The organism is Rhizobium sp. Root149, from assembly GCF_001427345.1.
In the GTDB taxonomy this organism is placed as follows: Bacteria; Pseudomonadota; Alphaproteobacteria; order Rhizobiales; family Rhizobiaceae; genus Neorhizobium; species Neorhizobium rhizoryzae.
Window position 1 is genome coordinate 109303 of sequence record NZ_LMGD01000001.1, and the last position, 12686, is coordinate 121988.

General features: G+C 58.3%; 13 protein-coding genes. 2 read left to right on the forward strand and 11 right to left on the reverse strand.

What is annotated here, in order from left to right; all coding sequences use genetic code 11:
• Positions 1-70: 70 nt before the first annotated feature.
• Both ASD54_RS00535 and ASD54_RS00540 read right to left on the reverse strand, forming a co-directional pair.
• A complete protein-coding gene (locus ASD54_RS00535) occupies positions 71-640 on the reverse strand; it encodes a DUF177 domain-containing protein (RefSeq protein WP_062552663.1) in 570 nt (189 codons plus the stop codon).
• On the reverse strand, positions 637-1185 hold the full coding sequence (locus ASD54_RS00540) for a ubiquinol-cytochrome C chaperone family protein (protein WP_062552664.1): 549 nt from the start codon (positions 1183-1185) through the stop codon (positions 637-639). Before ASD54_RS00540 ends, ASD54_RS00535 begins: the two co-directional genes overlap by 4 nt.
• Positions 1186-1214: 29 nt before the next feature.
• Between ASD54_RS00540 and ASD54_RS26365 the strand changes: the two genes are divergently transcribed.
• A complete protein-coding gene (locus ASD54_RS26365) occupies positions 1215-1442 on the forward strand; it encodes a hypothetical protein (RefSeq protein ID WP_156378998.1) in 228 nt (75 codons plus the stop codon).
• 10 nt (positions 1443-1452) lie between these two features.
• Positions 1453-1965 carry an outer membrane protein assembly factor BamE gene (locus tag ASD54_RS00545; RefSeq protein WP_082547003.1) on the forward strand — a complete coding sequence of 171 codons (513 nt, stop codon included), beginning with the start codon at positions 1453-1455 and terminating at the stop codon, positions 1963-1965.
• Between the two features lie 75 nt (positions 1966-2040).
• Here the strand turns inward: ASD54_RS00545 and ASD54_RS00550 are convergent, their stop codons facing one another.
• The 9 genes from ASD54_RS00550 to ASD54_RS00590 all read right to left on the reverse strand — a co-directional run bounded on the left by ASD54_RS00550 (position 2041) and on the right by ASD54_RS00590 (position 12668).
• Positions 2041-4179: a sodium-translocating pyrophosphatase gene (locus tag ASD54_RS00550; RefSeq protein WP_062553195.1), complete on the reverse strand. Its 2139-nt coding sequence runs from the start codon at positions 4177-4179 to the stop codon at positions 2041-2043.
• A gap of 191 nt (positions 4180-4370) precedes the next feature.
• Positions 4371-5597, reverse strand: coding sequence for an MFS transporter (locus ASD54_RS00555; RefSeq protein ID WP_062552666.1), 1227 nt, complete (start codon positions 5595-5597; stop codon positions 4371-4373).
• A gap of 14 nt (positions 5598-5611) precedes the next feature.
• Complete coding sequence (gene nusB, locus ASD54_RS00560) at positions 5612-6088, reverse strand: transcription antitermination factor NusB (protein WP_062552667.1); 477 nt, start codon at positions 6086-6088, stop codon at positions 5612-5614.
• A 3-nt stretch (positions 6089-6091) separates the two neighbouring features.
• On the reverse strand, positions 6092-6547 hold the full coding sequence (ribH, locus tag ASD54_RS00565) for a 6,7-dimethyl-8-ribityllumazine synthase (RefSeq protein ID WP_062552668.1): 456 nt from the start codon (positions 6545-6547) through the stop codon (positions 6092-6094).
• 163 nt (positions 6548-6710) lie between these two features.
• Entirely contained in the window at positions 6711-7325 is a 615-nt protein-coding gene (locus tag ASD54_RS00570; RefSeq protein ID WP_062552669.1) for a riboflavin synthase, read from the reverse strand.
• Positions 7307-8395: a bifunctional diaminohydroxyphosphoribosylaminopyrimidine deaminase/5-amino-6-(5-phosphoribosylamino)uracil reductase RibD gene (gene ribD, locus ASD54_RS00575; protein WP_062552670.1), complete on the reverse strand. Its 1089-nt coding sequence runs from the start codon at positions 8393-8395 to the stop codon at positions 7307-7309. The genes ASD54_RS00570 and ribD overlap by 19 nt, the downstream gene beginning before the upstream one ends.
• A 3-nt stretch (positions 8396-8398) precedes the next feature.
• Positions 8399-8878: a transcriptional regulator NrdR gene (gene nrdR, locus ASD54_RS00580; RefSeq protein ID WP_062552671.1), complete on the reverse strand. Its 480-nt coding sequence runs from the start codon at positions 8876-8878 to the stop codon at positions 8399-8401.
• 12 nt (positions 8879-8890) lie between these two features.
• A complete protein-coding gene (gene glyA / locus ASD54_RS00585) occupies positions 8891-10180 on the reverse strand; it encodes a serine hydroxymethyltransferase (protein WP_062552672.1) in 1290 nt (429 codons plus the stop codon).
• Between the two features lie 169 nt (positions 10181-10349).
• Entirely contained in the window at positions 10350-12668 is a 2319-nt protein-coding gene (locus ASD54_RS00590) for a DUF3772 domain-containing protein (RefSeq protein WP_062552673.1), read from the reverse strand.
• Between the last annotated feature and the right edge of the window lie 18 nt (positions 12669-12686).

The window sequence follows — 12686 nt, forward strand, 5'->3', positions numbered from 1 at the left end:
CCTGGCTGTGTCGCGGCCAAAATCTTGGTTCATTCGCCCCATACAACTCATTCGCAAGCGAATGCAAACGCTATTCCTTCTTTTTCCAGTCCTTCAGGACGGCAAACGGGTTTGGCTTGTCGTCCTTCGCTGTTGGATCCGACTCGATATGATCGGCGAATTCGATGCCAGCTTTTCGAGGATAGGGATCAATGCCAAGGGCAACCACTTCCGCAACGGTGGCGCCTGCATCGATCGTGTCGCCCTCGAATGTCTCCGGCAGATCGGGACCATCAGGGTCCAGTACCATTTCAGCGCTTTCCCCTGTCATCATACGCGCAAGCTTGGAGCCTTCAGGCACAAAGATCTGCTCGAAGTCTTCCGATACCACGCTCTCGACGGGCTCCAGCGTCACGACGCAGCTCTGGGTCAAACGGGCAGTGATGTGGCCGCGAACCCGGACTCCATCCTTCTTCCAGCGGGCAATCTGCATTTCCGCGCTGAGTTCTTCCACGGAGGAAACCTTCCAGAGTTCTGCCAGTCCTTCTCGTTCACGCTCGTCTGCAGAAATTCGAACTGTCACCGGATTGGCAGAAATATGCCCAACCTTGACCGCATAGGAAAAAGGCGGTCTGGATCTGGCGTCGGGTGATGTCTTCACTGCAAGTCCTCTTGTCCTGGCACGGGCAACTGCAAGGCACCCCGCGCAATATCATCGTCCGAAAGCGCCGCCAGCCTCTTCTCCGTCCTCAGCGCCCAGGCGGCCAGCCCTTCCATCGAAGGTGCTTCACTCATATCCGGGTGGATGTTCCGGCGCAATGCTTGGGCAAGTGCCGCTCCATCCTCGGCCTGAAGAGCCTCCCCATAGGATTGAACGCGACCGTAGAACATGCCTGCAAACTTCTTCATTCGTTTGGGCACGCTTTGATCGCCGACACCGAGCTCCCGGATGGAATGATCGATATCCTGAAAAAACGCGTCAATGATCTCCTGAGCCAGTTCCTTGCCGCTCTGACCTGAGCCGGATGTTCGCCGGAAGAAGAGAATCATCACCAGCGACAGCATCTCGAACCGACCCATTACGGTATCCGGCACATCCAGATCTGAATAGAAGAAGGGGATGCGGGCCGAAGATGTCAATATTGCGTACTGGCGGTCGACAATTGCGCGGTTGCTATTCTTCTTTTTGAAGAGATTGAAGATCATGGGGCTCGAGACTCGATCATGTTTTGTACGTGATCACACTCTTTGCTGCCAAAGCAGCCAATGAAGGCGCGCCACCTTGTTGCATGGAAACAAAAGGTGGTTTACCGAAGCAGGCACGAATTGCAATGGCGATCGCGATCGGCGAGGCTTCGCGCGAGAATATGGCTGTAAAATGCCGATTGCCGTTGCGGGTTTCGCGGAATAGCCACAATGCTATCGCAGCAGGTTTGCTGTCGTTGACCGGCAGGAAGACATGAGGACAAAGTGTTGAAGAAGCGCGTGTTTGGTTCTGACGTGAATTTGAGGGGCACAGTTGCGGTTGCCGCCGTCGCACTCGCGCTTGGCGTTTCCGGCTGCACCAGCATGGACATCGGCCAGACGATGTACAATGGCTATGTTCTCGACAAGGATTCGCTTGATCTCATTCCGGAGGGTTCGAGCCGCGAACAGGTTCTGCTCAGCATGGGCACGCCCTCCACCACCGCGACCTTTGATGGCGAAGTCTTCTATTACATCTCGCAGAAGCGCCATCGCTCGGCTGCCTTCATGAAGCCGAAGCTGGTAGAGCAGACCATTGTTGCCATCTATTTCAACAAGGAAGGCACCGTTGCCCGACGCGCGGTCTACACGCTGCAGGATGGCAAGGTGTTCGACAATATCAGCCGCACAACGCCTACCGGCGGTCGCGACCTCACATTCCTGCAGCAGCTCCTGTCGGGTGGCGGCGGCACAGGCAGCAGCGGCGCCGCAGCCGTTCGCAACATACTGGGCGGGAACTAACTCAGAAATCGACTCCACAGGCAAAAGCCCGCGGCATCTTCTGATGCCGCGGGCTTTTCATCATCGATCAGTCACTCATGCGGCTAGGATCGCCAAAAGCAGCAAGGCCACGATATTGGTGATCTTGATCGCCGGATTGACTGCCGGGCCGGCCGTGTCCTTGTAGGGGTCCCCCACGGTATCGCCGGTCACGGAAGCCTTGTGCGCATCCGATCCTTTCATATGGCGCGTGCCATCCTTGTCGACGAAGCCATCCTCGAAGCTCTTCTTCGCATTGTCCCAGGCACCGCCACCGGAGGTCATGGAAATCGCGACGAAAAGTCCGTTGATGATGACGCCGAGCAGCGACGCTCCGAGTGCGGCAAAAGCCGACGCCTTCGATCCCGAAATCAAGAGAACGCCAAAGTAGACGATGATGGGCGCCAGAACCGGCAGAAGTGAAGGCAGGATCATTTCCCGGATTGCGGCCTTGGTCAGCATATCGACGGCTCGTCCGTAATCCGGGCGATCCGTACCCTGCATGATGCCCGGCTTTTCGCGGAACTGCCTGCGCACCTCTTCCACAACGGCGCTGCCTGCCTTTCCGACAGCCGTCATGGCCATCCCACCGAAGAGGTAGGGAATAAGACCACCGAAGATCAGGCCCGCAACCACGTATGGATTGGCGAGACTGAAGGAGATCGCACCGACATCCGCGAAGTACGGATATTTCTGACCATTGGCTGCAAAGTATTGCAGATCGTTGGCATAGGCCGCAAAAAGCACAAGCGCTCCGAGACCGGCAGAGCCGATGGCGTACCCCTTGGTCACGGCCTTCGTTGTGTTACCGACGGCGTCGAGCGCATCGGTGGATTTGCGCACTTCCGGCGGAAGGCCTGCCATTTCGGCAATCCCGCCGGCATTATCGGTCACCGGGCCGAACGCATCGAGTGCCACGATCATTCCGGCAAGACCAAGCATGGCCGTAACGGCAATGCCGGTGCCGAAAAGGCCGCCGAGCTGGTAGGTGGTGATGATGCCGCCGACGATGACGATGGCCGGAAGCGCCGTTGATTCGAGCGATACTGCCAGGCCCTGGATCACGTTGGTGCCGTGGCCGGTGACCGACGCCTGCGCGATGGAATTCACCGGACGCTTGTTGGTGCCCGTGTAGTACTCCGTGATCACCACGATCAGAGCCGTCACGACGAGACCGAGGATACCGCAGAAGAACAGGTTGGTTCCGGTTATCTGCTTCTCCGCAACCGTACCGATACCGCCCCAGCCTATCGTGAAGGACGTTGCAGCACCCAGGCCGACGATGGAGAGAGCGCCTGTTACGATGAGGCCTTTGTAAAGAGCGCCCATGATGGAGCCATTGGCACCGAGTTTGACGAAGAATGTTCCCACGATCGATGTGAGAATGCAGGCTGCGCAGATGGCCAGCGGATAGACCATGATCGCGGCGAGGTTGGGCGCGCCGGCAAAGAAGATGGCAGCCAGAACCATGGTTGCGACGACCGAGACGGCGTAGGTTTCGAAAAGATCGGCCGCCATGCCAGCGCAATCGCCAACATTGTCCCCAACGTTGTCAGCGATTGTTGCCGGGTTGCGCGGATCATCCTCCGGGATGCCCGCTTCGACCTTGCCGACGAGATCGCCCCCGACATCGGCACCCTTGGTGAAAATGCCGCCGCCAAGGCGCGCGAAGATAGAGATGAGAGAGGCACCAAAACCAAGCGCAACCAGAGCATCGATCACTTCACGTGAACCCGGCGCATGGCCGAGACCGGAAGTCAGGATACCGTAATAGATGGACACTCCCAGCAAGGCGAGGCCCGCCACGAGCATTCCAGTAATGGCGCCGGACTTGAAGGCAATATCAAGACCCGCCGCGAGGCTGTGAGACGAGGCCTGCGCCGTGCGAACATTGGCGCGAACCGAGACGTGCATTCCGATAAAGCCTGCCGCACCCGACAGGACAGCACCGATGACGAAGCCGATAGCCGCAAGCGCGGACAGCAGCCACCATGTTCCCAAAGTCACGACCACGCCAACAATGGCAATGGTCATGTACTGACGCGTCAGGTAAGCCTGCGCACCTTCACGAATATATCCGGCAATTTCCTGCATGCGGGGATTGCCCTGATCCGCCGCCAGAACCGACCGAGTGGCCCACACAGCGTAGGCCACTGACAAGAACCCGCAGACGATCACTCCCAGTATCACTGTCATACGAATTTCCTCTCCCAATGGACCGGCCACAAGAATTGCGCCGGCGAGAACCATCAGACAGATCCCCTCCCAAGGACATAGGCCCGACAGTTAGACGCGAGAGTGCGTTCGTTCATAAATTGCGTCAAGGAATAAACGGTGCGAGCATCCAGCTGCACACTGAAGACTGAGCAAATGTCAGTTTTACCTGATCAAACAGGTGCCGCGCGCCTCTGGCGGATCAGCAGCATCACGATCAGAACGAGGCAGAGAACGGAAACTGGCCAGATGAACAGGTTCATGAAGCTCCAGCCGTAATTGGTAAACACCTTGCCGGACGAGAAAGAAGACAGTGCAACCGTTCCGAACAGGAAGATATCGTGAAAGCCCTGCACCTTGTCTGCCTCTTGTGGCCGGTAAGTGGAGGCAACTATCGCCGTGGAGCCGATGAAGCCGAAGTTCCAGCCGATACCGAGGAGGATCAGGGCGCCCCAGAAGTTCCAGAGTTCGATCCCCATGTGCGCGATGACAGCACAGCCCATAAGCGTGAAAAGACCAAGTGCAACGACCTTCTCAGCCCCAACCCGCGCGATGATCATGCCGGTGAAAAAGCTTGGACCGAACATGGCGATCACGTGCCACTGGATGCCGAGGGTGGCCAGTTCCGTTGGAAAACCGCAACCGACGACCATGGCCAGCGGCGCACCGGTCATCACAAAGGTCATAAGCGCATAGGAGCCTATGCCGCAAATCATTCCCGTGGCGAAACGCTGGTTGGAGATGATCTCCATCAACGGGCGCGCTGGAGTATCCGCACTTCCGGCTTTCGCCATGGGCGGCAGCTTCAGGAAGGTCAGAATCACGAGCGCGATTGCGCAAAGCGGCAGCAAAGCCAGAAACGTTCCGGCAAATGTCACCGGCGCGAAGATATCCTTCGCCCAGATTGCCAATTGCGGCCCGATGATTGCTGACACGATGCCAGCGCCCAAGATCCACGAAATGGCCTTCGGCTTAAAGTAAGAGGGGGAAGCATCTGCGGCTGCAAAACGGATTTTCTGGGTGAAGCCTCCGCTCATGCCAATCAGCATTAGCGCTATCGCGAAGAGCCAGAAATTCATTTGGAAGAGTGCGGCGGTCGCCAGACCACCACCGACGGCACCCAACAATGCTCCAACCATGAAGGCGGCTTGGCGCCCAAGGAAACGGGACAGGATTGCGATGCCCACTGCCCCGAGTGCGGTGCCGACATTAAAGCCGGTCACCGGAGCCGTCGCGAGAGACTTGTCAGCGCCGAGCAGTTGGTAGCCTGCCAACGCGCCAACGGAAATGCTAAGCGGGGCTGCCGAGCCGAGCACCGCTTGCGCACTCGCAAGCAGGAAAACATTGCGTTTGGCGGCACCCAACTGCCTGTCCAGTTCCGTGCCGCCTGCGTTTTCCATGGCTTCCGTTCCTGCTACTTCTTCTCGCCGCGAACCTGCTTGGCAATGCGATCGAGAACCGCATTGACGATCTTGGGCTCTTCCCCTTCAAAGAAGGCCTGTGCGATCTCGACATATTCCGTCACGATGACCGCGACCGGGACATCTTTCCGGTCAAGGATTTCGAACGTGCCAGCGCGCAGGATCGCGCGGAGCGTCGAATCGATGCGCGACAACGGCCAGCCATCCAGAAGCGCGGCACCGATAACCGGGTCAATCTTCAACTGATCGCGCACGACACCGGCGACGATCGCACGAAACCAAGAGGGGTCCGCCTTCAGATAGGTATCGCCATCGAGTTCCTGACCAAGACGGTGCTCTTCGTATTCAGCAACGACTTCCAGGACACCAGTGCCGCCAATATCCATCTGGTAGAGGGCCTGAACGGCAGCAAGACGGGCGGCGCCGCGCTGGTTTGCTGTTTTGATAGGCTGTGCAGGATCTTTAGACATGGATCAGGCGCCCAGTTTCTCACGAAGCGCGATCATGGTGAGAGCTGCACGCGCAGCAAAACCGCCCTTGTCCTTGTCCGACTTGCGGACACGTGCCCAGGCCTGTTCATCATTCTCGACGGTCAGGATGCCATTGCCGATAGCCAGCGATTCCGACACGGCAAGATCCATCAGCGCACGGGAAGATTCGTTCGCCACGATGTCGAAATGATAGGTCTCACCACGGATGACCATGCCGAGCGCGATGAAGCCATCATAATTGACGCCACCCTGCTCCGCGGCATCAAGCGCCATGGCAATTGCAGGCGGAATTTCGAGCGCGCCAGGCACAGTGATCAGATCGTACGTGGCGCCAGCCTCTTGCAGGGCACTGACTGCGCCATCCAGAAGCGCGTCGGCGAAATCGTCGTAAAAGCGCGCTTCGACAATCAACAGGTGAGGCTTGTGTGAATCGGTCATGGTCGTCCTGGTCGCAATTCTGCGAAATAAGATGTTGGGAGTTGGGCGCGTCAAACCATGCCACGCGTCGAATGGCAAGTGATTTTCCACGGGTCAGCCATGCGCGGAACGCGCGAATGGATGCCGAAGCGCATTTTCCTCGGTTTTGGTGAACGGCCAGAGGCTAGTTGTTCGCCGGGAATTCCGCCAGACGGGCTGCATAGCGCGCCATCGTATCGACCTCGAAATTGACGAAATCGCCCGCTTTACGATCGCCCCAGGTGGTGACTTCGAGTGTGTGGCGTATCAGCAGAATATCGAAATCCGTGCCGTCAACCGCATTCACGGTCAATGAGGTTCCATCAAGCGCCACGGACCCCTTCGGTGCGACGAAGCGAGCGAACTGCTGAGGTGCCCTCAGACGGATACGCACCGCCTCGCCTTCCGACGTGATGGATAGGATCTCGGCCTTTCCGTCCACGTGGCCGGAGACGATGTGACCACCAAGCTCGTCGCCAATTTTCAGGGCGCGCTCAAGATTGATGCGTGTCCCGACCGTCCATGAGGAGATCGTGGTCAGACGTAGCGCCTCTTCCCAGGCCTCAACTTCATACCAACGCTCGTTGCTGTCGGTTTCCGATAGCTTCGTTACCGTCAAGCACACGCCCGCATGCGCAATCGAGGCGCCGATATCGATGGTGCGAGGATCGTAACTTGTGGTCACGCGCAACCGAATGCCTTCATCCAGCGGCGTGAGGGCGGAAACCGATCCGACGTCTGTTACGATGCCTGTGAACATTCAAATTTCCTCTCGTATTCGCAACACTGGTCTGGGCCGAAGTTCAATCGGCGAACCGGCTTGTAATCCTGCGGTATGTCGTCATGCGTGAGCGGAGATTCAATCCCGCCTTCGCCAATCGCTGACGGGCCTTCAAAGAGCACGATACGGTCGACGAGCCCGGCATCCAGAAATGCCTTGGCAACCGTAGCGCCACCTTCGACCAGAACCGAGGACAGGCCTCGATCGGCAAGCAGCGTCAACAGGGTTGGCAAATCGGGCACATCCAGAATTTCAACACCGGCCTTGGTCAACGCCGGTGCGGTTTCGGCAAACCGGTCTCCAACTGCGATCACCGGAATTTGCTGCGCGCTTGCAACCAGCTTGCCATCGAGCGGAAGCCGCAGATGACGATCCAGCACGATACGGATCGGAGAGCGATGCTCCAGCCCTGCAATCCGGACATCCAGTTGCGGATCATCAGCGATGGCGGTCCCTATCCCCACCAGGATGCCGTCCATTTCCGCACGCATGCGGTGCACTTCCTGCCGAGAAAGGGGACCGGTAATAGCCACCTGCCCCTCGCCTCTCCGACCGATCATGCCATCGGTGGAAACCGCAAGTTTCAGAGTCACATAGGGCCGTGCCTTCATCTGCCGCATCAGGTAGGCCCGAAGCGCATCACAGGATTGACCCTGCAAGACACCTGTTACCACTTCGATGCCCGCACTTTGCAAGATCGCAAGACCCTTGCCGGAAACGCGAGGATCAGGATCCTTCAACCCGACGACAACGCGCGCAATGCCCGCCTCGACAAGCGCGTTAGCGCAAGGGGGTGTGCGCCCATAATGAGAACATGGCTCAAGGGTGACATAGGCCACCGCACCCCTCGCCGCCTCTCCGGCCATGGCCAGGGCTTGTGTTTCCGCATGGGGGCGTCCACCAACGGCAGTGACGGCGGACCCTATCACCACACCATTCTTGACGATAAGGCATCCGACGGATGGGTTGGTGCCGGTTTGTCCGGTGTGCGTTCGCGACAGCGCGATGGCTTGCGCCATGTAGCGCTGATCATCAGGCGAAGCCGACACGGATCAGGATTCCGCAGTGGAATCACGACCGATCTTGGCTGTGATTTCAGAGATGACCTTTTCGAAGTCATCCGCATGGCTGAAGTCGCGGTAGACGGACGCGTAGCGCACGAATGCTACGTCATCGAGGCTCTTCAAGGCTTCCAGAACCTGAAGCCCAATCTGCTCGGAGCTGATTTCGCTCTCGCCAGAGCTTTCGAGGCGGCGGACGATACCAGACACGGCGCGCTCGATGCGATCGGCATCAACAGGACGCTTGCGAAGCGCGATCTGGAACGACCGCACCAGCTTGTTGCGATCAAAAGGAACCTTGCGGCCGGTCTTCTTCACCACCATCAGTTCGCGCAGTTGTACGCGTTCGAATGTCGTGAAGCGACCGCCGCAATCCGGGCAGATGCGCCGCCGACGGATGGAGGTGAAATCCTCCGCCGGGCGCGAATCCTTGACCTGAGTGTCTTCGGAACCGCAGTAGGGGCAGCGCATCTCAGTTGCCTCTTACATATACGGATACATCGGGAAGCGTTCCGTCAGCGAGACGACCTTGCCGCGCACTGCCTCTTCCACGGCTGCATTGCCTTCATCCGAATTGGCAACCTTCAGCCCGTCGAGAACTTCGACAATCAGGTTTCCGATTTCGGTGAATTCTGCTTCCTTGAAGCCGCGCGTGGTACCGGCCGGCGTGCCAAGACGAACGCCGGATGTCACGAAAGGCTTCTCGGGGTCGAACGGAATACCGTTCTTGTTGCAGGTGATGTAGGCGCGGCCAAGCGCTGCTTCTGCACGCTTGCCGGTGGCGTTCTTCTTGCGAAGATCGACCAGCATCAGATGGTTGTCTGTGCCGCCGGAAACGATATCGAGATTGTGCTTGATCAGCGTATCGGCCAGAGCCTTGGCGTTCTTCACGACCTGCGCCGCATAATCCTTGAATTCCGGCTGAAGCGCCTCGCCGAAAGCAACGGCCTTGGCAGCGATGACGTGCATCAGCGGACCACCCTGGAGACCCGGGAAGACGGCGGAATTGAACTTCTTCGCCAGATCCTCATGATTCGTCAGGATCATGCCGCCACGCGGACCGCGCAGAGACTTGTGCGTCGTCGTTGTGGCCACATGGCAGTGAGGGAACGGCGACGGATGAACGCCACCGGCCACGAGACCGGCGATATGCGCCATGTCGACCATCAAGTAAGCGCCAACGGAATCTGCGATTTCGCGGAAACGCTTCCAGTCCCAGATACGGGAATAGGCGGTACCACCGGCGATGATGAGCTTCGGCTTATGCTCTTCAGCCTTGCGGGCAACTTCGTCCATGTCCAGCTGGTGATCTTCTTCACGAACACCGTAAGACACGACATTGAACCACTTGCCGGACATGTTGACCGGCGAACCGTGGGTCAAGTGACCGCCGGAATTCAGGTCGAGACCCATGAAGGTATCACCCGGCTGAAGCAGCGCGAGGAACACCGCCTGGTTCATCTGCGAACCGGAGTTCGGCTGAACGTTGGCGAAGTTGACGCCGAACAGCTTCTTGGCACGTTCGATGGCGAGTTCTTCCGCGATGTCAACGAACTGGCAGCCACCGTAGTAGCGCTTGCCCGGATAGCCTTCAGCATACTTGTTCGTCATGATCGAGCCCTGCGCTTCCAGAACGGCGCGCGAAACAATGTTTTCCGAGGCGATCAATTCGATTTCGTGACGTTGGCGACCCAGCTCCTTCTCGATCGCACCGAAAATTTCCGGATCGGATTCAGCAAGCGGGCGGGAGAAGAATGCATCTCTATGCGACATGACAGGGCTCCTGGAACAACTGATGCGATGGCGTCTTAACGGTCCGCCTTCACAAGCGCAATACGGACAGCGACATTTGCGGATCAATTCCGGACAGACTTGAAAAGCATCTGATGATTCTCATCCGCTGCTCAAAGATTATCCGAGAATAAAAGCCCTCAGGAAGCCTTCAGGCAGACTGCATGTCCACACCCAGATCAGCGAAGGTCCGGTTGAGGGTCAGCAGCAGATCGGAGCGCGCGCCTGTTTCGGTTCCGACGTCGCGCAGATAGCAGCGAAGCTCGAAGTTCAGCATGCTGGCGCCAAGGTTTCGCAGAAAAACCTGCGGCGCAGGCTGTGCAAGGATGGCGGGATGGCCTTTCGCGGTATCCAGCAGGATCTGGCGAATGCCGTCGATATCCGCATGGCGTGAAACATTGATCGGAATGATCATGCGCCCTGCGCGCGAGCTCAAGGTCATGTTCTTGACCGTTCCGGCAATCAGGTCGGCATTTGGGATGATGACATCATGGCGGTCGAAGGTTTCGATCCGCGTCGAGCGGACCGCGATCTTCCGGACAATTCCAGAAAAGCCCGATACCTCGATCCAGTCACCCTCCTTGATCGGTCGCTCGATCAGGAGAATGATGCCGGATACGAAGTTCGACACGATGGTCTGCATGCCAAAACCGACGCCGACTGAAAGTGCGCCCGCGATGATGGCGAGGTTCGAAAGATTGAGCCCTGCGACAGAAATCGCCATCAGCGCCGAGACGATGAAGCCAACATAACCGAGCCCGGTCCGAATTGCGTTGCGCCCGCCACTGTCGATCCTGGTCTTGGGTAATACCATACGCTCGGTCAGCCGCTGGACCCAGCGTGTCAACAGCATGCCGAAGAGGAAGGTGACGATGAGAACGACAAGAACTTTGGGTGACAGCCGTGCACCGCCGAGATCGACGCCGTTCTGAATGAGCCGCCACAGCTCTGCGAGTTCCGCTTCACGCGCACCCCAAACGATTGCAAGAAGCGGCAGGCTGACCAGGACGATCACCGCCGCAATGACCATGGATGCCAGTTCCAGCGATGATTGCTGGCCACGCAAGGCGCCGCGCACCGGCAGCATAACCACATAGTGCAGGATGAAGGCCAGGCCGAAGATCGCGATACTGCCCATGATGGGTGCGAGCACCGCGCGCGCCAGCGGCACGTAACCAATCGCCGCAGCGATAAGGGATAGAACCGCGACAACCTGCACCGCTCGACCGGCGATACGGAAAAAGCCGGGACCGAAGGGAGCGTCATCATCCTCATCCGTCGCTACTTCCAGCGCAACTTTCCGGAGGATGTTTGCGAAGACGAAAAGGATAACGCAGCCGATCACGATGCTGACGCTTTGCAGGGCCGAACTTCCACCCGGCGAGAATGCGAAGTCCTCTGTCAGTCCTTCCATCAGAAGCTCAAGCCCCATGGATCCGGCAAACGCCATGCCGAGCCAATAGCAGGAGCGGGAAAGACCATCGCTTAACCGGATAAGACGCAGCGCAGGCTGGCTAGGCGCGTAGAGGACATTGCCAATCGAGTTTGCGATGACAAATGCGATGGCAATCGCGATGGCTGCACCGGAGGTGTTCTGGATTGACTTGATGCCGTCTTCCAGCAGAACTGCCGCGATAACGACAAGACTGGCGGCGACCAGCGAGAACACCAGCCGGATCACGTGCACGCCGAGAGCCTGTCCGACAAACCGCACAGACCCCGCAGGCGCCGATATACGACGTTCGAGATAGACCAGCAGCAAGTGGCCGAGGCCGACTGGCAAAAGGAAGGTTGCGAGCAAAAGCAAGGCGGCTGGAATGAGCCGATCGCCGACAAAATCGAACGGCTCGGTCGAAGGTGATCGCAAACGGGTGATGTCGTCGGTTATCTTCGCATCCAGCCGATCGAAATCGCTCATCATGGCCGACCAGCTTGAAGGGAAGAGCGGCGATGGTCTGAGCTCGAAAAGACTGGTCGCCGACCGCGAACGCACAAGCCTGTCGATTTCCTCGATCAGAACGTTTGCCCGGGCCGATGCCTGCTTGGCGTTCATCACCGGCTCACGCGCCTTGGCCAGTTCATCGCCTAACTGCTTGCGCCGTGCCGCAACCAGATCCGGCTCCTTGTCGTCCTTGCCGGGAGCGGGCCCCAGTGTTGCCAGTTGCGCCTCCAGCAATCGTATGGAAAGCCCTGCCCCGTCGACGATCGCATCGGCGTCTGCCCGCTGGGTGGCCAGTTCGGATCGAAGAACTTCGAAAGCATCGGACGACGCCTCACCCGATTGCAGGGCCTGCTCGGCTCTTTGGGCGGTCTTCGCCCATTCCAGCGCCGGATCTATGGCTTTTGTCTGCGCAGCTGCAATCTTGGGAACGAGCGTCGCAAGGCTGACGAGTGCAACAATAAGCAACAGACAAGGCGCAAACCAGTGCTTGCCCGATTTGATCGCTGCAACAGCTCCGTGTGGCTTCATGCTGACCCTTGCCCCTGA